Origin of the sequence: Sphingobium agri (genome assembly GCF_023051225.1) — a bacterium.
Classification (GTDB): domain Bacteria; phylum Pseudomonadota; class Alphaproteobacteria; order Sphingomonadales; family Sphingomonadaceae; genus Sphingobium; species Sphingobium agri.
The window spans coordinates 564,501-584,464 of record NZ_JALKHS010000006.1 but is presented as its reverse complement, the minus strand read 5'-3'; the positions used below and the strand labels follow the sequence as shown (position 1 = coordinate 584,464).

At 64.3% G+C, this 19,964-nt stretch carries 22 protein-coding genes, 1 tRNA gene and 1 pseudogene; 7 read left to right on the top strand and 17 right to left on the bottom strand.

The genetic code is table 11. The annotated features are described in order from the left end of the window. Window positions 1-162: 162 nt before the first annotated feature. A complete protein-coding gene (locus tag MU848_RS06045) occupies window positions 163-1,215 on the top strand; it encodes an NAD(P)-dependent alcohol dehydrogenase (RefSeq protein ID WP_247231686.1) in 1,053 nt (350 codons plus the stop codon). Between the two features lie 117 nt (window positions 1,216-1,332). On the opposite strand, the gene MU848_RS06040 is transcribed toward MU848_RS06045, so the two are convergent. From MU848_RS06040 to MU848_RS06005, 8 genes are all read right to left on the bottom strand, one after another. After that, the gene (locus MU848_RS06040) at window positions 1,333-1,947 is read right to left on the bottom strand and encodes a F0F1 ATP synthase subunit B family protein (RefSeq protein ID WP_097091936.1); all 615 of its coding nucleotides are present in this window, start codon (window positions 1,945-1,947) and stop codon (window positions 1,333-1,335) included. After that, window positions 1,940-2,434: a F0F1 ATP synthase subunit B family protein gene (locus MU848_RS06035; RefSeq protein WP_097091937.1), complete on the bottom strand. Its 495-nt coding sequence runs from the start codon at window positions 2,432-2,434 to the stop codon at window positions 1,940-1,942. Before MU848_RS06035 ends, MU848_RS06040 begins: the two co-directional genes overlap by 8 nt. Before the next feature lie 86 nt (window positions 2,435-2,520). After that, the gene (locus MU848_RS06030; protein ID WP_021240110.1) at window positions 2,521-2,748 is read right to left on the bottom strand and encodes a F0F1 ATP synthase subunit C; all 228 of its coding nucleotides are present in this window, start codon (window positions 2,746-2,748) and stop codon (window positions 2,521-2,523) included. A gap of 54 nt (window positions 2,749-2,802) precedes the next feature. Beyond that, window positions 2,803-3,588 (bottom strand): F0F1 ATP synthase subunit A, encoded by a 786-nt coding sequence (locus MU848_RS06025; protein ID WP_247230836.1) that lies wholly within the window; start codon window positions 3,586-3,588, stop codon window positions 2,803-2,805. Between the two features lie 46 nt (window positions 3,589-3,634). Beyond that, complete coding sequence (locus MU848_RS06020) at window positions 3,635-3,958, bottom strand: AtpZ/AtpI family protein (protein WP_097092837.1); 324 nt, start codon at window positions 3,956-3,958, stop codon at window positions 3,635-3,637. Window positions 3,959-4,133: 175 nt separating this feature from the next. Then, on the bottom strand, window positions 4,134-4,535 hold the full coding sequence (locus tag MU848_RS06015; RefSeq protein ID WP_097091939.1) for a DUF1318 domain-containing protein: 402 nt from the start codon (window positions 4,533-4,535) through the stop codon (window positions 4,134-4,136). Continuing rightward, entirely contained in the window at window positions 4,532-4,720 is a 189-nt protein-coding gene (locus MU848_RS06010; RefSeq protein WP_097091940.1) for a YnbE family lipoprotein, read from the bottom strand. The genes MU848_RS06015 and MU848_RS06010 overlap by 4 nt, the downstream gene beginning before the upstream one ends. Then, window positions 4,717-7,938 (bottom strand): intermembrane phospholipid transport protein YdbH family protein, encoded by a 3,222-nt coding sequence (locus MU848_RS06005; protein WP_247231684.1) that lies wholly within the window; start codon window positions 7,936-7,938, stop codon window positions 4,717-4,719. The genes MU848_RS06010 and MU848_RS06005 overlap by 4 nt, the downstream gene beginning before the upstream one ends. Before the next feature lie 130 nt (window positions 7,939-8,068). Here MU848_RS06005 and radC point away from each other — a divergent pair, with 130 nt between their 5' ends. Next, a complete protein-coding gene (radC, locus tag MU848_RS06000) occupies window positions 8,069-8,764 on the top strand; it encodes a RadC family protein (RefSeq protein ID WP_201514581.1) in 696 nt (231 codons plus the stop codon). Window positions 8,765-8,773: 9 nt separating this feature from the next. Here the strand turns inward: radC and MU848_RS05995 are convergent, their stop codons facing one another. Both MU848_RS05995 and MU848_RS05990 read right to left on the bottom strand, forming a co-directional pair. Beyond that, window positions 8,774-10,114, bottom strand: a complete 1,341-nt coding sequence (locus tag MU848_RS05995; RefSeq protein ID WP_201514582.1) for a DEAD/DEAH box helicase — start codon at window positions 10,112-10,114, stop codon at window positions 8,774-8,776. Between the two features lie 122 nt (window positions 10,115-10,236). Next, window positions 10,237-10,671: a hypothetical protein gene (locus MU848_RS05990; protein ID WP_247230834.1), complete on the bottom strand. Its 435-nt coding sequence runs from the start codon at window positions 10,669-10,671 to the stop codon at window positions 10,237-10,239. A gap of 77 nt (window positions 10,672-10,748) precedes the next feature. On the opposite strand from MU848_RS05990, the gene MU848_RS05985 reads away from it, so the two are divergent. From MU848_RS05985 to MU848_RS05965, 5 genes are all read left to right on the top strand, one after another. Next, entirely contained in the window at window positions 10,749-12,188 is a 1,440-nt protein-coding gene (locus MU848_RS05985; RefSeq protein ID WP_247230832.1) for an FAD-binding oxidoreductase, read from the top strand. A gap of 117 nt (window positions 12,189-12,305) precedes the next feature. After that, window positions 12,306-13,094 carry a SapC family protein gene (locus MU848_RS05980; RefSeq protein WP_201514585.1) on the top strand — a complete coding sequence of 263 codons (789 nt, stop codon included), beginning with the start codon at window positions 12,306-12,308 and terminating at the stop codon, window positions 13,092-13,094. A gap of 305 nt (window positions 13,095-13,399) precedes the next feature. Continuing rightward, a tRNA-Glu gene (locus MU848_RS05975) sits at window positions 13,400-13,474 on the top strand. A gap of 184 nt (window positions 13,475-13,658) precedes the next feature. Continuing rightward, window positions 13,659-13,949 carry a hypothetical protein gene (locus MU848_RS05970; RefSeq protein WP_141397829.1) on the top strand — a complete coding sequence of 97 codons (291 nt, stop codon included), beginning with the start codon at window positions 13,659-13,661 and terminating at the stop codon, window positions 13,947-13,949. A 40-nt stretch (window positions 13,950-13,989) separates the two neighbouring features. Beyond that, complete coding sequence (locus MU848_RS05965; RefSeq protein ID WP_247230831.1) at window positions 13,990-14,739, top strand: energy transducer TonB; 750 nt, start codon at window positions 13,990-13,992, stop codon at window positions 14,737-14,739. A 9-nt stretch (window positions 14,740-14,748) separates the two neighbouring features. Here MU848_RS05965 and MU848_RS05960 read toward each other — a convergent pair whose 3' ends face one another. From MU848_RS05960 to gspI, 7 genes and pseudogenes are all read right to left on the bottom strand, one after another. Continuing rightward, window positions 14,749-15,498 carry a prepilin peptidase gene (locus MU848_RS05960; protein WP_247230829.1) on the bottom strand — a complete coding sequence of 250 codons (750 nt, stop codon included), beginning with the start codon at window positions 15,496-15,498 and terminating at the stop codon, window positions 14,749-14,751. Further along, entirely contained in the window at window positions 15,495-16,217 is a 723-nt protein-coding gene (gene gspN / locus MU848_RS05955; RefSeq protein ID WP_247230828.1) for a type II secretion system protein N, read from the bottom strand. Before gspN ends, MU848_RS05960 begins: the two co-directional genes overlap by 4 nt. Next, window positions 16,214-16,702 carry a type II secretion system protein GspM gene (gene gspM, locus MU848_RS05950; RefSeq protein WP_247230826.1) on the bottom strand — a complete coding sequence of 163 codons (489 nt, stop codon included), beginning with the start codon at window positions 16,700-16,702 and terminating at the stop codon, window positions 16,214-16,216. The genes gspN and gspM overlap by 4 nt, the downstream gene beginning before the upstream one ends. Then, a complete protein-coding gene (gene gspL, locus MU848_RS05945; protein ID WP_247230825.1) occupies window positions 16,699-17,808 on the bottom strand; it encodes a type II secretion system protein GspL in 1,110 nt (369 codons plus the stop codon). Before gspL ends, gspM begins: the two co-directional genes overlap by 4 nt. Further along, window positions 17,805-18,794, bottom strand: a complete 990-nt coding sequence (gspK, locus tag MU848_RS05940) for a type II secretion system minor pseudopilin GspK (protein WP_247230823.1) — start codon at window positions 18,792-18,794, stop codon at window positions 17,805-17,807. Before gspK ends, gspL begins: the two co-directional genes overlap by 4 nt. Beyond that, a complete protein-coding gene (gene gspJ / locus MU848_RS05935; RefSeq protein WP_247230822.1) occupies window positions 18,787-19,488 on the bottom strand; it encodes a type II secretion system minor pseudopilin GspJ in 702 nt (233 codons plus the stop codon). Before gspJ ends, gspK begins: the two co-directional genes overlap by 8 nt. Beyond that, window positions 19,488-19,841, bottom strand: a pseudogene (gene gspI, locus MU848_RS05930) (type II secretion system minor pseudopilin GspI); the annotation flags it as partial. The pseudogene gspI and the gene gspJ, both read right to left, overlap by 1 nt. Between the last annotated feature and the right edge of the window lie 123 nt (window positions 19,842-19,964).

Genomic DNA, 19,964 nt, shown 5'->3' with positions numbered 1-19,964 from the left:
CAGAGATAGCGGGGGCAGAGCCAAGCGCAATGGCCGAGCGCCCTCCTGATGCCTTGGGGGCATTGAAACAGCCGGGCGATTTCCCACCTAGCGCTCGCCACTCCACTCTCCTCGCGGTCAAAGTTGCAGGCAAGCCTCGGGGACCAGCAGAAAGTCATGAATATGGTGACAAAGGCCTATGGCGCTTATGCCGCTGACAAACCCGTGGAACCGATCGACATTGAACGCAGGGCGGTAGGTCCTCATGATGTGCAGATCGCGATAGCCTATTGCGGCATCTGCCATTCAGACCTGCACCAGATCCGTTCGGAGTGGGCGGGCACTCTCTATCCCTGCGTTCCTGGACATGAAATTGTCGGCCAGGTAACGGCCGTGGGTGAACATGTCACCAGCTTCAAGCCGGGCGATACCGTGGGCGTGGGCTGCATGGTGGACAGCTGCCAGCACTGCGCATCGTGCGAGGAAGGGCTGGAGCAATATTGCGAAACCGGCTTCGTCGGCACCTATAATGGCGCGACGCAGGACCCACCCGGCCACACGCTTGGCGGATATTCTCAGGACATCGTGGTGAAGGACAAGTTCGTCCTGAAGATTCGACACCCCGTCGACCAACTCGCCGCGGTTGCGCCGCTGCTATGCGCGGGCATCACGACCTACTCGCCTCTCCGACATTGGCAGGTAGGGCCGGGCAAGAAGGTCGGGATCGTGGGGATCGGTGGCCTCGGCCACATGGGCGTTAAGCTGGCCCACGCGATGGGGGCGCATGTTGTGGCGTTCACCACGTCTGAAGCAAAGCGGCAGGATGCACTGGACCTGGGCGCTCAGGAAGTCGTCGTGTCGCGCAACGCTGACGAAATGGCCGTTCACGCAGGCAGCTTCGATTTCATCCTGAATACCGTTGCCGCTAGTCATAATCTGGATCAGTTCACCGCTCTTCTGAAGCGGGAGGGGACGATGACGCTGGTCGGGGTGCCGGAACATCCGCACCCTTCGCCCAATATGGGCATGTTGATCTTCGGCCGCAAATCGATCGCCGGGTCTCTAATAGGCGGAATCGCGGAGACCCAAGAGATGCTGGATTTCTGTGCTGACAAGGGCATTGTCGCCGACATCGAGATGGTAGCGGCGCGCGATATCGAGACCGCTTATGAGCGAATGCAAAGAAGCGATGTCAAATACCGTTTCGTTATCGACAATGCGACGCTTGCTGGCTGACACCGACTTGCCGGGCGCGTCTGATCATCAGGCGCACCCAACCGAAGAGTTTCCAACAAGAAAAAAGGGCCGGTGCGGATTGCTGCACCGGCCCTTTTCGAGCAACACGGCTAGGGCTCAGACGGTTGGGCTCAGCCCCTTGATGGCGCTGTCCACCAGCTGACGATCGGCGCCAGCATCATGATTCTGTGCGATCAGCGTCGCGGCCGCGCTGGTGGCGGCGTTGACGGCCTTGGTGCGAATACCCGCAATGGCCGCGCGTTCGGCTGCTCCGATCTTGTCCTCCGCCATCTTCTGGCGGCGGGCGACCAGTGCCACTGCATTTGCCTTGGCATCTTCCAGCAGCGTTGCCGCTTCGCTTTCAGCCGACTTGCGCATCGCTTCAGCTTCACCGGCCGCATTGGCCAGCTTCGCTTCATACTCCGCCTTCAGCGCGTCGGCTTCAGCGCGCAGCTTTGCCGCTTCCGCCAGCTGTTCCTTGATCTGGGCAATTCGGCCGTCGAGCACATTGCCGATCAGCGCAGGCACCTTCTTGATCAGGAGGATGAGGATGAAGACTGCCATCGCCAGGCTGACCCAGGCAGTCGCGTCCATGCCAACAGCTTTCGGATCCGTGTGCGGCACCACGCCTTCATGCGCGACGGTGCCGACCGGCTCCATCCCCTCGGCGTGAATTGCTTCTTCGATATGCGGAGGCGAACCTTCGCTATGCTGTGCTGCTGCCTCAGCCATGGGCCAGTGCCGCCTTTACTGCGTTGCGGGCCGCTTCGTCCGACGCGTTCACGCCGGAGATACGGGCCACCATGTCGCGCGCCGCTTCGGCGGCGACGGTTTCAATTTCTGCCATAGCTGCCTGGCTGGCCGCCTGGATGCGGGCTTCGGCAGCGCCGATCCGCGTGGCGATTTCAGCGTCGGCGGCTGCAAGCTGTCCTTCGGAGGCCTTGGCAGCTTCCGCTTTCGCACGGGCAAGCGTCGCCTGGGCCGCAGCCCTGCTTTCCGCGTCACGGGTGCGATAATCGGCCTCTGCCTCATCGGCGCGGGCGAAGGCAGCCTTGGCGGCGTCCAGATCACCAGTGATCTTCGCGTCGCGCGCGTCGGCCGTCGCCTGAACCTTGGGGACCATGCCCCGGCCGATGACGAAGAAGACAAAGCCGAACGTCAGCAGCATCCAGAAGATTTGCGACGCATAAGTTTCGGCGATTTGCGCGATTTGAGGCATTTTGGGTCCGTCCGATCAGGGCACCGTCAATTCATAGCGAGCGAACGGGACGGCGAAGGCCGCCCTGCCCGCTCGCCAAGCGGTTGTCAGGCCACGAACACCAGGATCATGGCGATAACGAACGCCAGCAGACCCAGAAGTTCGGCCGCGGCGAAACCGATGAAGAGGCGGCCCTGCTGGCCGTCAGCGGCGCCCGGATTGCGCAGCGCGCCTTCCAGGAACGATGCGAACACGTTGCCCACACCGAGCGAAGCGAGACCCGCACCAATGGCGGCCAGGCCAGCACCGAGCAGCTTTGCGGCTTCTGCGTCCATGTCGTAAACTCCCTTTTCTAAACTCGAACAAATGGTTGGAAAAATAGCGGAAACTTAGTGAAGGTTCTCAGCGTCGTTCAGATAGACCGAAGTCAGCAGCGCGAACACATAAGCCTGGATCACCGCGACCAGCACTTCCAAGGCGCTGATACCGATCATCAGGATGAAGCTCGCCGACCCGACGGTCAGGCCATAGCCGACGCCAGCGTTCGAGCTGTTGATCACGAACCCGGCCAACACCTTGAGCAGAACGTGCCCCGCCGTCATCGCAACGAACAGTCGCAGGCCAAGGCTGAACGGCCGCACCATGAAGGACACCAGCTCGATCGGGAAGATCACCGGGATCATCGGCAGCGGCGTGCCATGCGGCACGAACAGCGAGAAGAAGTGCAGCCCATGCTTCCAGAAGCCGACGATCAACACGATCGAGAAGCTCAGGATCGCGAGTACGCCCGTGGCTGTGAAGTGGCTGGTGAAGGTGAACGGGTGCAGGCCGATCAGGCCGAGCGGCAGCAGGCCAAGCAGGTTCGCCAGCAGGATGAACATGAACAGCGAGAAGACATAAGGAACATACTTCTTGCCGCCCTCGCCCACATTGGCGATCAACAGGCTCTTGATGAAGCCGGTCATATATTCGACCGCCATCTGCCAGCGACCGGGCACCAGCTCGCGCTTCATGCCACCGATCACGAAGATCCACAGCACGACGGCAGCAGCCACCATGTAAAGCGCGCTGTTGGTGAACGCGATGTTATAGCCGCCGAGCGACAAGTGATCCGTACCGAACAGCGGTTCGATCGCAAACTGGTGCATCGGATCGATTTTGCCGGATTCTGCCACGTTGACCCCTGTAACGTCTGGTATTCGGACTAAGATAAAAGCGCCCCTATTCGCCGGGACGCTTCGTCGTCGTCAATCTGATGATGTTCCTGAAAGCCACCACGATCCCAAGACCGAGGAAAGCCAGCAGGAGCCATGGAGATGTCCGCAGAAAGTAGTCCAATGTCCCACCAACCACGGCACCACCGGCAAGACCACCGATCAGTTCTGCAAGAACCCTGTTGCCCAGGCGCGATCCATCGTCGGCCTGTTGCTTCGTGGTCCCCTGCCTGACCTTTTCGGCTCGTTCGGCCTTTGCGATCCGCTCCTCAAGAGAAGTGATGCGCGCGTCCTCATCCGCCGGGTCTTGCCCGGGTACATCCTCCGCCATGACCATTCCTTTCCGTTCAGGCAGATAAGCCCGCGTCAGGCGGCATGGCGCGTGCGGCTGCACCCGTCAAGGCGCGGCCCGTTTAGAAAGGGCTTTCGGGATAGTCAACCGTAGTTGGGCAGGAGAATCGTGCTTCGCCCGAACGCAGCAAAGAAACTCCGACGCCGCGCAGGAATTACCCCGCGGTCGCGCAGTAGCTGGGCAGCGCGATCGGCCCGGCGCCCTTGGTTTGCCAAGGCCCCGCGCCCACGCGATACACCTGTCCCTGCTTCACTCGGTTGCTCAGCGTCTGACAGCCAGTGGCAGCCGCCACGTCCTGAACCGTCACACCGCGCTTGCTTGCAAGGTCGGTATAGGCCGCCCGCCGCTTTATGTTGATCGATTCGACTTCCGATCGCACAGCCCCGCTGACCGACCCGGCGATGCCCAGATAGCCATCCGCCTGTTCGCCCACGGCGCCCTCCGCCATCGCCGCCGCAACCGCGCCCGACTGCGCGCGCGCAGGCGCGCTGGCGACAAAGCCGGTGGCCAGCACGACGGCGGCACCTGCGGCGATCATCAAAAGCTTGCGTGTCATTGCGGGAACAACTCCGGGTTATTCTGGATAAGATCCTGTGCATCGCGCTGAAGGCGAACGACCACCTCCTGCTGCACCTTTACGTTCAGGTTGATTTCGATCGGCTTGTCAGGTGCCTTCACCTGAATGCAGCCCGCCAAGGCCAAACCGGCGAAACCCGCCGCAAATATCGCTCGTTTTTTCATCGCTGTTCCCTGTTTCTCACAGTGTCGCTTTCCGCAGGCTTAACTGCAATGCCTTCGCGAATCTTCTCCTGCATCTGATCGCCTATGCTGTTCTGAATGAGGGTGGTGGGATCGATGAAAGATTTGGCGGTGCCCAGCAGGCCGCGGAACGGCGCGGCGATGCGCACATTGAAGATGAAGGGCAAGCCGGTCAGGCTGCGCGCCATGCCGTCTGGCACGTCCCCGAGCTTGCCCCGGTTGACGCCGTTGAACACCACATTCGTCACCATCTCGCCGTCTAACGCGCCGTCCATCAGGATGGTGAGGCACTTATATTGCAGGTTCTTGAGCGCATCGAAGGCGAGCTTGCCCATCACGCCAAGCTGCTCGTTGGAGACTGGCCCGACATAAGACAAAGTTCCGGATTGGCGGTTGGGATCGCACGGAACCGTCGGCAATACGCCTTCGGGCATGATAAGCGGCGGCATGCCCTGCTGCCGCGCGGCCAGCACGCCACCGGCGACGCGGCCGCCCTGCGAATTGAAGATCAGCGGCATCAGTCCATCGAACGTGCCGGTGGCCGAGATATTGTCCAGCTCCATCGCCTGGATGAAGGCTCCTGCGTCGATGCCGATCACACGGAACGTCAGATAACGGTCCACATCCGCACTGAAATCCATGGTCGTGGGCAAAAGAACGAGCTGTCCTCCGGAGAAGGGCCACCCCCCGCCCTCGATATGCACCTTCTGCCCCGGTTCCAGCCTGTAGCGAACGGTGCCGTCGCGCACCTCGATGCCTGGATTGACCATCCTGATCCGCAGCACCTGCCCCGGCGCGCTCACCAATCCGAGCAGATCGGTAAAGCGCAACTCGCCCGACAATCCTTCGACCGGGCCGAAAGCTGCCGCCAGCTTGGCATTGTCTGTACGGAACAGCCCATCGCTGGTCACCGCATTGCCATTCCACCGGATATGCCCTTCCCCCGTCACCGTCGCCTCGACATTGGCAACGACTCCCAGCGCCAGGCGCGTGACTTCTTCAGGCTGCAAAGTGGGACCAAATACCAACCCCGGCACGTTAAGGTCGGCCTTGCCCCGCCCTGAACCCAGATCATGCGCTATGTCCGCATGCGCCACCAACGCATCATTGCGCGGCACCCGCAGCGTTCCGGTCGCCGAAATCCTGCCCTCCCGCAATGTGAGGGCGAAGTCCGGCACCTTGAGCGGTTCGAACCGTCCCGGCGTCTGGGCATCGCGCACCATCATTGCAGCGGCGAGCCTCAGTGCGCCTTGCGCGAAGCTCCATTCGCCCGTGCCGTCTTCCACGATCAGCGGCACAGAACCGATCCGCGCATTCGCTCCGGCGAGTCTTCCCTTCAGCCCCTGGGCCGTAGCCTGGCCGGTCAGCGTTTCCGCCACCAGCCGTACCGGGGATGCCTGCGGCCCGATGGCGAACTCCGCGCGGGAAAGCGCAAAGCCCTCCTGCCCCAAAGCAACCCTCGCCCGCTCGGCCGACAGCCGCATCGGGCTCTGGCCGCTGCGGCCGCGCAGGTCGAGATTGCGGATCTCGGCACCCGCGCGCACTCCGCCCGGCCCTGTCGCCAGCAGCGCGCCTCCCCCGATCGGGCATAACGTCTGCCGGGTCCGGCCGATGGCGAAACTCCCGTAACGCGCCTCCTCCAGCGCCAATGGCACGCAGCGGCGGTTGATCGCGATGGCCCCGTTCGCGCTCAATTCTCCCGTCACCGGCATCGCGAGTCCGCGCAGCCGTCCACCCGGAAGCGGCCCGTCGAGCTTCACCACCGTAGAGAAGAAGGTATCCCCGCGAGGTCCCGCCGTGAAACGAACCGGCTCCAGCGCAAGCTTAGCATCTCCGGCAGCATAGGGGTCTATGAACAGCTGCCCGCCCAATCCGCCACCCGGCCGCCGCGCCAGTCTCAGCGCAGCCTTGGGCAGCCCGCCTCCATCAGTCGTGATGGCGCCATCCAGCGCCCAATCAATGGCCGCGCCACCTTTTCCGGGCCAGCTGATCATTATCTCGCCGTCTCCCGGAACGGCGATCCGGGCTCCACTACGCGCGTTAAAGCCGGTGCCCGTCAGTACGACGCTGCCACCCTTGCCGCTTTGAGCGAAGGCAAGGTTGGTCCGCAGCACATTATTCTCACCCGCATGGGCCACCGCATCCGCCAGTCGCGCAGCCAAAGGCGCCAGAGGCGTGCCGGCGGCAGATCGCTTCAACCCGGCCAGCGGGTCACGACCGGCCAGGCTCAGTTGATGTGCCGATAGCCGTGCGCTGGCTTGTGACGTGCCGCGACCGACGCGCCAGGCTCCGATAATCTCCGTCTCACCAGCCTTGATGCTTGCCAATCCAAGCGCCGCCACGCCGATCCGCGCCCGGCCAGCGGTCTCCGACGCGTTGCCGTTGAAATCGATCCGCCCTGCCGGTTTGGCCAGCACCATGCCAGAGGACTTCAACGCCTCTGCCCCCAGGGTGACATGCCCGTTCCACCGGTCGAGCGCCTTGCCCAGCCACACATCGATCTCAGCGCGCGGCGTCGCCGCCGCCGTCCTGCTTCCCCGGCAGCCAAGAGCCGCCGCCTGCACTGGTCCGATCAGATGGGGCCGCTCATTCCTGATCGCCACGTCCAGCAAGGCGGTCATGCGGGTTGCGCTGCATCCGGCGATTGCCGCACGAGGCATGGCGGCGGCGAGACGGCCGTCAAAGCCCGACTTCAACTTACCCTTGCCTTCGATCTGCATGCCGACCGTCCCAGCGTCGGTATCGAGCCGGATGCGCGCATCCCGCAGCGCCAATGCTATGTCGGGCAAGCTGAATGGCGCCTTCGAGGTGGGGTCGCCGAATTTGTCGAGTTCCCCCAGCCGGAGCACGCCGCCGCGGTAAGATCCCCGCAACCGCACACCTCCCGCCCTGACCTCCGCCACATGCGGGGAAAGACCGGTAAAGGCGAGGTCCACCTCCACCCAGCGAGCGGTCAGGTCCGGATTTTTAGGATCACCAAGAACGATATTCTCGATGCGCTGGGTACGCAGGCCGATGTCTTTCAGGTCATAACTCGCCTGAACGCCCCTGCGGTTCATTTCCCGCCCGATGAAGTTTTCGGCGATGGGCGCCCGCTGGGTCCACAAAGCAACAAGGATCAGCGCCAGGGATCCTGTCCCGACACCCAGCCAGCGTAACCAGCCACGGCGAGATTCCTCTTCGCCGTCCTCATCTTCGATGCTTATGGCCAACCCCGGCTCTCAACCCTTATCCGTAACGCCTGCATAACGTCTGAGCTGCCTTAAATATCCTTGCCCCGCATTTACGCAACGCATAGGTCCATTTCCCTGAACAGGGGATTATAAGGCATTGGCGGACAGGGATGTTGCGGTCAGCCATGATGGCGTGGGTCATCGCGCCCGGCTGCGGCAGAAGTTGGCGGAAAGCGGCGGCGAAGCGCTGCACGACCATGAACTGATCGAATATCTGCTCGCTCTCGCCATACCGCGGCGCGATACCAAGCCGCTCGCAAAGGCGCTGCTGCGGGAATTTGGCGGGATTGGGGGGCTGATGACGGCGGACTGGCAGGCAATCGCGCGGGTGCCCGGCATGGGCGACACCAGCATCGCAGCCGTCAAGATCGTGCATGCCACGCTGCTGCGCATGCTCCGCAGCGAAGTGGCCCAGCGGCCGGTTCTGGCAAGCTGGCAAGCGCTGCTCGATTATCTGCGCGCAGACATGGCCTATCTGCCGGTGGAGCGCGTCCGCGTGCTTCATCTCAACAGCCGCAACATGTTGATCCGTGACGAACATATGGGTGACGGGTCGATCGACCAAGCCGCCATCTACACGCGGGAAGTCATCCGACGTGCAATCGACCTCGGCTCATCCGCGCTCATTCTCGTCCACAATCATCCGAGCGGCTCTCCCGAACCGAGCCGTCAGGATATCGAGATCACCCGCCAAATCGCTGAGGCGGGCAAGCGCCTCAATATCGCGGTCCACGATCACATCATCATCGGATCTCAGGGCCACAGCAGCTTGCGTGCAATGGGGCTGCTGTAGAGTTTTCCCTTAGGCGTTGAATCCTACCGAAAGGAATTCAGGAACAGGACCGTTCCAGCCCTCGTCCGGACCATCGTCCTTGACCTCGGCCCGGCGCGGGCGCGCACCATTGCCTTGGCTTCTGGAGGCGCGCGGTTCTTCGCGGCGATCGTCGCGCCGCTTGCTGGAGCTGCGCTCCGCCTTCCGCTCACCCTCGCGGCGGGGCTCTTCCGCCTTTTCCGCTTTTGCAGCACCGGCAGGCGCATCGATCGTCTCGATCTTCTGCCCGATCAGCTTCTGGATATTGTCGATCGCTTCCGCGTCATCAGCCGTCACGAAGGTGAAGGCTGCCCCCTTCGCGCCCGCACGGCCCGTCCGCCCGATGCGGTGGACATAATCGTCGGGATGCCAGGGCGCGTCGAAATTGAAGACGTGGCTAACACCCTTGATATCGAGCCCGCGCGCCGCGACGTCCGACGCGACCAAGATATTCACCGTACCCGCACGGAACCGCTCCAGCTCGGCGATGCGCGCCGACTGGTCGATATCGCCATGGATCTCGCCGGACTTGAAACCGTGGCGCTGCAGGCTCTTGTTGAGTTCGCGCACCGTCGTCTTGCGGTTGCAGAAGATCACCGCGCTCTGCACGTCCTCGCCTTCGAGCATCGCGCGCAAGGCCTCGCGCTTCTTGCGCGAATCGACCTTGACCAGCCGCTGGGTGATGTTGGTGGACGCCGTTGCCGGACGCGCCACCTCGATCGACTTGGGGTTGCTCAGGAACCGATCCGCCAGCTTCTTGATCGGCGCGGGCATGGTCGCTGAAAAGAGCAGCGTCTGCCGTTGCGACGGCAGCTTCGTGCAGATTTCCTCGATATCCGGGATGAACCCCATATCGAGCATCCGGTCAGCCTCGTCGATCACCAGCATCGAACAGCCGTTCAGCAATATCTTGCCGCGCTGGAACAGGTCCATCAGCCGGCCTGGCGTGGCGATCAGCACATCGACGCCCTTTTCCAGCGCCTTGAGCTGATCCCCCATCTGAACGCCGCCGATCAGCAGCGCCATGTTGAGCTTGTGATATTTGCCGTACTTCTCGAAATTCTCGGCCACCTGCGCCGCCAGTTCGCGCGTCGGCTCCAGAATCAGCGAGCGCGGCATCAGCGCGCGGGCACGGCCATGCGCCAATATGTCGATCATCGGCAGCACGAAGCTGGCGGTCTTGCCCGTCCCTGTCTGCGCGATGCCGATGATGTCCTTCATCATCAACACGGGCGGGATCGCCTGCGCCTGAATAGGCGTGGGCGTGTCATATCCGGCCTCGTTAACGGCCTTCAAAAGTTCATCGGATAGGCCGAGATCGGCAAAAGTCATTCAATTGTCCGGGACAGAGGCTCTCCGCAACGCGCTCCTGCACCACGGAAATCGCGCGCGCCTTGCTGAAATATCGGCGTCTTGTCAAGAAATTCGCGCATTGCGGCCAGCTTAAACTCGGGTCAATCGTCCTGTTCCACCTCTTCCAATCGCCTGAAACTGTCGATCACACAGCTCAGGCCACTGCGGGCCTGCAATTCGTCCCTACCTGAACAAAGCGACCCGTCATCATCAGGCTCGACATAGAAACCCGAATAAAAGCCGGTAGAGCTGCACCCCCGCTCCAACCTCGCGCGGTAGCGGTGGTTATCCGCCAGCAGCAGATCGACTCCATGCCCCACCACGACGCTGGCCGACCGGATCGACCGCAGCGCGATACAGCGCGGCCCTTTCCTTTCCTTCCACTCACGTCCCGCCTGGGGAGCGATGCGCGCGGGCGCACGCCCTTTTTTCGCCATCGGCACGCGGATGATGACCCGTTGCTCGATCGACATCTGAGCCATCTGCACAGGCCCGGCAGTGGGTGCGACAAGGAGCAGCAGGACGGAATGAAGCAAATCGAACCCCTTTTGGGGCGGCACGCTATGGGCCGGTGGTTGAACCGTCGATGAATTCCGGGGCATAGCATCGTGTCATGATAGGACAAGAGATCATCGGCAGGTTCGCAGCGCTGCTGGGGCCAAAGGGCGTCATAACCGATCCGGAGGATATCGCGCCGTGGCTGACGGACTGGCGCGGCCGGTTTCATGGCGCCGCAGCGGCCATCCTCCAGCCCTCCAGCACGCAGGAAGTCGCCGCGATCGTCTCACTTGCTGCCGAACTCCGCGTGCCGTTGGTGCCTCAGGGAGGAAACACGTCGATGGTCGGGGGCGCGACTCCACCACAAGACGGGTCAGCGCTGATCCTCTCGCTGCGCCGGATGAACCGCATCCGATCGCTATCGCCGGACGACAACCTCGCCATATGCGAGGCCGGCGTCATCCTCTCGATTCTGCACGATGCTGCCGAGGAGGTCGGGCGCCGCTTCCCTCTCAGCTTAGGCGCGAAAGGTTCAGCAACCATCGGCGGCCTCATCTCGACCAATGCGGGGGGCACCCAAGTGCTGCGCCATGGCACGATGCGCGCCCTGGTGGAAGGGCTGGAGGCAGTGCTCCCGGACGGAAGCATCTTGAACGGCCTGGAAGCGCTCAAGAAGGACAATCGGGGCTATGACCTCAAGCAATTGCTGGTCGGCGCCGAAGGGACGCTCGGCATCATCACCGCCGCCGCGCTCCGGCTCGTCCCCGCGATCGCTGCCCGCGCGGTTGCATGGGTGGGCGTCGCCTCACCGGCCGACGCCCTCGCCCTCCTCCGCCTCACCGAAGCGCGGCTGGGTGACAGTGTCGAAGGTTTTGAGATCATCGCCGACGATGGTCTTGGCCATGTCCTCTCCCACATTCCCGGCACCCGCTGCCCGATCGAAACACGCACGCCCTGGCACGTCCTGATCGAAGTCGATCATGCCGACCTGTCGCCACCCTCCCCCGAAGAACGCCTGGAAACAGCACTGGCGGACGCTCTGACCCAGGGCATCGCGATCGATGCCGCGATCGCCGTCAATGAAGCGCAGGCCGCTACATTCTGGCGCCTGCGCGAATCGCTCTCCGAAGCCGAACGCGCACAGGGCCCGGCGCTGCAATTCGACATTAGCGTTCCCGTCGCGCGCATGCCTGCTTTCATGATCGACACGGCTGCCGCTGCGGAACGAACATTCCCGGGCACCACCGCCTCTTCCTTCGGCCATCTGGGCGACGGGAATGTCCATTTCCATGTCCGTGCGCCAAAAGGCTCGACAGACGGTCCAGCCTGGATCGCTGCGGACGGAAAAGCGATCAACGCCTTCGTCCATGATGCGGTCGCCGCCGCAGGCGGCTCCATCTCGGCGGAACATGGCATCGGCCAGATGAAGCGGGCGGAACTCGGCCGCCTCGCCAGTCCCGCGCGGCTGCATGCCTTGCGCGCGATCAAGGCCGCCTTTGACCCGCTCGGCCTCATGAACCCCGACAAGCTGATCCCGCGCCCCGAAGAGGGCTGAACGCCGCGGGCAAGACAAAGCAATTGCCTCCCATCGCCAAGGTCTTTATCGCCCTCTCCCAGTTTTTGGGAAAGGTGGCGCTTCCGCACGCGCTGCTTCGATAGAATGGAACAGATCATGGCTAGCGCGCCCGCCAATAACCTCCCTGTTTTCTACAACGACCTGCTGCCGCTCAGCAGCGTTGATCATGCAAGCTATCGCAGCCGGTCGGTGGAATCCGCTCCCTTCCTGACGAAGCAGCATGCCGTGCCGCTGACCGTCGACGAATTCGTCGCGGCCCAGCGTTTCGTGCCGATCATTTTTTCCGCAGGCGACGAAGCGGTGCCGCTGGCGCTGATGGGCCTTAACGAGGGCATCAACACCTTCCTGGACGATGAAGGCAAGCTGCGCGGCCCCGCCTATGTTCCTGCCTATGTCCGCCGCTATCCCTGGATGCTGGCGAAGCTGCGCCCGGACACTGACGAACTGTCGCTCTGCTTCGATCCCACCAGCGAAGCGATCGGCGAGTTCGAAGAGGGCCAGCCGCTGTTCGAAGATGGCAAGCCGAGCGAACTCACACAGGGCGTGCTCAAATTCTGCGAGGATTTCGAACAGGCGGCCGCGCGCACGGGCCAGTTCATGAAAGACCTCAAGGAACTCGACCTGCTGATGGACGGCGAGGTCGCCATCCAGGTGCCCGGTAACGATCAACCCTTCGTCTATCGCGGTTTCCGCATGGTGAATGAGGAAAAGCTGCGCGACATGCGTGGCGATCAGCTGCGCAAGATCAGCCAGAACGGCATGCTTCCCCTCATCTATGCCCATCTCTTTTCACTCCAGCTGATCCGGGAAGTGTTCGAGTCGCAGGTTGCGCAGGGCAAAGGACCGATTTCCATCCCGCAAGCGCCTCAGCCCGCCGAAGCCTGAGGAAGAAAAACAACCTGGATCAAGCATGTTAAGGAAAAGCTTTTCGCTCGCCTCTTGAAAGTGAGCGGGGCCTTCTTTATCTTTCGAACATACGGCGCACCTGCCCCCCTTTCGGGTGTGTCGTATGGGCGCCTCCCCCTTTTGGAGGCGTCTCCTCCCTGAACCTTGGCCACCCCATGTATGACATGGGGTGGTTTTTTATGGGTCGAAGGACAATGGCGAAAGGCCGAGCGAAAGCGGTTTCGCTTGACGGCAAGCCCCTTCTCCCCCTAAACGCCACCGCCTGCCAGCCGCCATGCGGCCACGGCCCCTTCGTCTAGCGGTCAGGACGCGGCCCTCTCACGGCTGAAACACGGGTTCGATTCCCGTAGGGGTCACCACCTTTTCGCACCGGAAATTTGCCAGCCTCAGTCGCTCACCCGCAAAGGGCCGCGTAGATTTGGCCATCGGCCTGACAAACGCGCATTTATATGTGTTTTCTGAAGCCTGCGCATCTTTGTCGCGCTTCGATCGAACAAACTGGCGTCTCTGTCGTTTCACACCTGTCGAAACTGGAGACCAACCATGCGTAACACAATTTTATTGATCGCCGGACTGGCAGCCGCAGCCAGCGTTGGCGGCTGCTCGCGTGAAACGACGCGCGATGGCTTGCGCGGCGCGGGCATCGGTGCGGTTGGCGGCGCGGTGGCTGGCGCGATCGTGCCTGGCCTTGGCGTTGCCGAAGGTGCAGCCATCGGCGCAGCAGGTGGTGCTGTTGTAGGCGCAGCGACCTCGGATGGCGATCGCCGGTGGGAACGCGATCGTCGCGGCCGGGAATATTATATCGATCGCAACGGCCGCCGCGTCTACCGCTAAGCTGTGAGGCTGCCGCGCAACATGCGCGGCGACAGGTAACATGGCCACAACTCAGGCGCAGCGATGGCAGGGTCGGGACAGGATCGTCCCTGCTGTCGCGGCGCTGTTGGTCAATGCCCTTATCGGCTATGCCCTGATCATCGGCCTGCGCGGACCGTCATTATGGCGCGCCGCGGTTGATCGTTCGCCACTCGCGCTGTTCGACCTGCAAACTTCCACGCCGGAACGTCCAGAACCTCCGCGCGAGGCTAAGCGAGAGGGCGGAAGCCCCTCGGCTTCCCCGGCAGCTCCCATGCAAAAGCAACCAGCGCCGCCGAAACCCGCCGCCATCACTGCGCCCAAGCCAGTCATCGTAACGCCTCAACCCGCTCTACCCGCCGCCCCGTCATCGTCTATGACCAGCGGCGCAGGCAGCGCAGGCGGCGGCAATGGCTTTGGCATGGGCCAGGGAAGCGGAACCGGCGGCACCGGAACCGGTTCGGGCTCCGGCGAGGGAGACGGCGAAGGAGCCTTTTCGAGAGCCCGCCAGACCGGCGGCCGATTCCGCAATTCGGACTTTCCCGACTCCCTGCGCGGCGTAGGCAGGGTGAAGATCGGCGTCCGCTACGCGATCGGTCCGTCCGGGCAAGTGGACAAGTGCGAGGTGATCGAAGGAAGCGGCTATCCCGAACTCGACGCGATGACCTGCCGCATCATCATGGAACGCTACCGTTTCCGCCCCGCCCGCGACCCTGACGGCTATGCGGTGACGGAGGTGCGGGAGGAAGATTATCGCTGGCGGGTCCGCTGAGCACGTCCATCAGCGGATCAACGCCAACACCCACCAGCCCGGCAGCGCAGCGACCGCAAGAAATGTCCCCAGCGGCACCCGCATGGCAGCCGTTATCCTGCGCCCCCCAACCATGCCGGAAAGCACTACCGACAACCCAAGGCTCGCCGCCATGAGCAATATGAACGGCAGCGCCTGCCAGCCAAACCATCCGCCCAGCGCGCCCATCAGCTTGGCATCCCCCAGACCCAGCCCCTCACGCTCCCGCACCGCGCGATAGCTGACGGCCACCAGCAGCAGCACGGCATATCCCCCCGCTGCGCCTATCAGCCGGTCCGCTAGCGTCACATCAGTCACCCACAGCCCCAGCGTCAGGCCAAGAAAGGCGAGCGGCAAGGTCAGCGCATCGGGCAGCCAGAAGTGCCGCCAATCCAGCACCGCGAGCGTCAGCAGCAGCCATCCGAACAAAGCCCAACCCGCGCCCGCCAGCCCCGGCGACGCCCCGCACGCCAGCGCTCCGATAACCGCGCAGCCCGCCTCCATCCACCCATGCAGCGGGTCGATCTTCGCGCCACATGTTCGGCATCGTCCCCGCAAGGCCAGGGCGCTGATCACCGGCACCAGGTCGATTGCGCCCAGCACCCGCCCGCACCCGTCGCAGGCCGACCGTCCGCCTGCGACGCCTCGCCCTTCCGGCCAGCGCAGCACCAGCGTCCCCAAAAAGCTGCCTGCGATCGCGCCCGCGGCCGCGCCCAGCACCCCCCACAGCGGATTGATCACAGCGTCCCTTCGACCGTCAAAACCCGCGCGCCGCCTGTCCCGGCAAAGCCAGCCTTCGCCAGCGCATCGCCAAGCGCCGCGTCTGCCGTCTCCACCCGCATCTCGGCGACATAGCGGCCGGACCGCCATATCCGCAGGTTGATCTTCTCCAACCCCGATTGGCTCACCAGCGGCAGCAGCAACGCCTCACCATCGCAGTTCGCCACGCCTGACAGCCCTTGCGTCAGGTTGAGGCCCGGAAACTGCCCCGCCATCTGCGCCCGTACCCGACCCTCGGCATGACCGCAGCGGTCGCCGGTAAAATAAGCCGTCACATCCTCCATCGCCAAACTCGCGATCGGAAGCGGCGCGAAGCTTCGGCCGAGCGGCACCGTCCCCGTCACATCATCGATGCCCACGCGACCGAACCCCACCGTCAGCGCGCCGCTCAGGTCATCCGCCGCGCCCTGCCGCCGCCAAATATCGAATCGCGCCCGTCCCATCAGCAACTGCACCGGCGACAAGGCGGCGTTGACCGTTCCGACCGGCATCGTGCCAAGCATAAGCTGGTCCATCCGCCCGCTCCAAAGCGTACCCCGCACCTCCCGTGCGGCGACGCCCAGCCGTTCAAGGCCGGATAGCCCCAGCGCGATCCGCATCGGCATGAACAGGATCAGCCCAAGGACGAACAGCAGCACGATCCCAATCCGCGTCCGCCGCGACCAGCCGAGCCGCGTCATTGCCCTGCCCCCCGCACCAGCACCGCCTGCACCGAAACGCTACCCGCCGTCGGCGAAGGCCGCGCGCTCATCGTCTCCGCCCGCACGCCCTGCGCCTCCAGCGCCGCCAGCCAGGAAAACAGCGCCACCGGCCGCACCGACGCCATCGCAATCTCGATGCGCGCGCCGCCCTGCGCGTCTGCCCGTTCCAGCGTCAACCCCGCTTCGCCCGCGCTCTGGCTCACCAGCTGATCGATCCCCACCGTCGCAGAAGCACCCGCCACCCCACGCGGCAGCGTCTTGAGCAGCTTGACCTTCGCCCGCATCGCCGCATTGCGGTCGGTCGCCTCGATCAGCGCCTCACGCGCCGACCGCTGCGCCGCCGCCAGCGGGTAAAGCACGCCCAGCCACAGCACCACCACCGCCAGCAGCGCGAACATCACGCCCAGCATCCATTGCTCGCGCGGCGATCGTTCGCCCCACATGGTTTTCACCGCGTCCATCATGATCGCACCGTTATGTCAGCGAGCGCGCGCCCGCCCGGGTCCTGCGAAGGCGTCGCCGTGATGGTGAAGCCCGCGCTTTGCAATGCCACCAGCACCGCGTTGATCTCCTCCACCTTCGCCGCCGCCAACGTCGCACGGATCATCCCATCGGGATCACGCGACAGCGCCGTCATCGACACGCCGGGCGCCTCCTGCAGGGCGTTCAGCAATCCCGCCACCGGCGCGGTAAAGGCATAGGCCCCCGCCCCGCGCGCCGCCAGCTGCCGCTCGATCTCCGCCTCGGCCTGGGCCAGGTCGCCCGCGCCCGGCACCACCTGCCGCGCCAGCGCCAGGCTCTCCGCGTCCAGTCCACGCGCCGCCACATGCTGCCGCACCAGCCCCGTCAGCGAAATAAGCAGGCTGACAAGCAGGATCAGCCCGCTCCACAGCACAATCCGCCGAAGCACGGCCTTGTCCGCGACCCGCCGCACCCGCTTGGCGAAGTCGCCCTGTCGCAGGTCGAGCGGTGGCCGCTCCAGCGCGTCGACCGCCCGCGCCTCCACCACATCGGCAGGCACGTCTTCGATCAGCGCGCCAGCCGCCAATATCGGCGCCAGGTCGCCACCGAATGCGACGCCCCGTCCCCTCAGCATCACCTCGCCGCCAAGCGAACCGCGCGCAAAGCCCTCATCCGGCTCCGGCAGAAGCAGCGGCGCAGGCACGATGATGTCGGGGTCCAGCCCATGATGCTGCGCCCAGAGCAGCCAATGCTGCATGTCGCTGCGCGCCGCGACCGCAACGACATGCGGCCGGGCCGGATCGTCATTCTCATCGGCTGCCGCGAAAAGCTGGTCGGCAGGCACGATCCCGCCCGCCAGCGCCGCCAGTCGCGCCGCCGCCCGACCCTGCCGGGGTGCGAGCTCGGGATATTCCGCCCAATGCAAAGTCACCATCGCAGCAGGCGGCACCAACATCACCACCGCGTCGGCAGGCAAGGCCGTCAGGCCGCATGCCGCCAACCAATTCGCCCCCTCGCCACGTTGCGTCACCGCACCATCGACGACCCGCATCCACAGCGGCTCGCCGTCTTCAGGCAGCGCAACGATCAATCCCTCCGCCACGCTCATGCGCCGGTTCCCCAGCTGCGGCGGATCAACCTGGCCGGGCTCTCCCGGGCATCGATCAGCGCCCGCTCAACCACTTGCGTACCCCCAACGTCCACCGTCACGTCCACCCCGAAAAATCCTGTGGTCAGCTTGACCTGATTGGCCGCTTCCTCGAGCGGATTGATGCCTTGGGCGGCGAGCGGCCCCCAGAACTGCACTGTGCTGCCATAGCCCTCGGCGGGCCGCTGCACCAAATATTGCCGCGCCTGGGCGACGCTCACCTGTCCTTGGAGCAGCATCGCGAACAGCACCGCCTGTCCCGGCAGCAGCGTATTGACGTTGATCGGCGACAGATCCGATGTCGGCAATGCGCACACCCATGGCCGCGCCAGATCATAAATGGCGGGCGTTACGCCATGCACAGCCCGCAACTCGCTCGCATCCACCATGAAGCGGTTGGCCGTGCGATAGGGCCGCGCCGCCTGCGCATAGGCGTCATCTTCCGCGCCGCCCGGCTGCGGCACGCTGTCGCTGTCGATCCAATCGGCCAGCGACGCCGCCGCCACCTGCGCCTGACGCGCATCGATGCCCAGCGCCTGCAACAATGCCTGGAATTGCGACACGCCGACCGGCCGGACCTTCAGATTGGACTCATTCTCGCCAGCCACCACGCTGTTGAGGTTGAAGCAATTGCCCGCGTCGCTCACCCGCGCACTCGCAGCCCCACCCGGAACAGCAACCGGCTGCGGCGTCCCCATCCAGTTCCCGGCCAGCGTCGTCTTGCCCGGACTGGCGGCGACCAGATCTCCGATCCGCAGCCGCGCCATCTCAACGCCCGCATCGGCAAAGGCGCGCGCCTGATCCACCGCGCCGCCATTTCCCGTCATACGCGTCGCAAGCGCCAGCCGCTCCAACGCCGTTGAAGCAACCACCGCCATCACCGCGACCAGCAGCAACACCGTCAGCAGCGCCGCGCCGCGCTCGCCTTTCTTCCCGGGATCAGGCACCGGCCATCTCCCCTTCCAGCTTCTCCGCAGGCCCGGGTCCCACCAGAAAGCGCAGGGTAACGGGCGGCTCGCCCGTGCGCGTCACCGTCATTTCGACAGCGCGCGGCATCAGGTCGGGTTGCGTCGGGATCCACTCATTGCGCCACTCGCCCTGCCCATCGCGAAAGCGCAGGGCGACATCATCGACATGATCCAGCAGCGTGGCCGGTTCATCCCCCGCCGCGCCATCGACCTGCGCATAGGTGCGCCGTTCCAGCCGACCCTGCCGCACCCAATATTCGACCTTTTGCAGCGAAGGGCGCGGCAAATCGCCCAGATTGTCCCATCCGCCCCGCACGAACTGCATCACCGGCACGGCCTCGCCCTCCCGGTGGGACCAGAATGCAGGGGCGAGCGTCCCTGCCTCTGTCCGGCTAATGCGCGGCACCGCCTGCCCAAGATCGGCCGCCAGCGCTCCGCCTGCCCGCTGAACGGCCGCCATGTCATCCAGCCGCGCCTTCACCTGCGCCTGCGCGGACACGCTGTTGCCGAGCAGCAGCACGCCCGCCGCCGCCAGCATCGCGAAGATCATCAGCGCCACCAGCAGTTCGATCAAGGTAAAGCCCGCCTGCGCCCGGCCTCCCCCCCGATCGGTCCTATCGGAACGGAGAAGGCCGGTATTCGCCCCCGATCCCTGCTGATCCCGGCGCCTCATCACTGCACCGCTCGCACAAAGCTCAACACGACCGGCGACGTCCCCGCCTGCCCACTTACCGTCAAGTCGACCTGCAACAGCCGTTTGTCGCTTGTGGCCTTCACCATCCGCACCCAATGCCAGCGCCGCCCGCCATTCTCGACATCACCTTCTTCGCTCCCGATCGAAGGCGGCGCGGCATCGGTCTGCACCTCCACCATCAGGTTGCGCGCGACGATCTGTCCCAGCGCCTTGCTGTCGAGGTCCGCCGCCGTTCGCAACGTCACCCCCTGCAACCGCACCAGCGCCAGCGCCGCCAAGCTGAACACGGCAAGCGCCACCAGCATCTCCAGCAGTGTGAAGCCTTGCTCGCTCGCTGGAGCCGTTCTTCCACCCGCTAGAGCCGCCCCCTCACCCGTTCGGGCTGAGCTTGTCGAAGCCTGTCCTGAGCGCCTGCTGCAAGTAGGCAATCGAAGGGCCTCTTCCTTCTTTTCAGA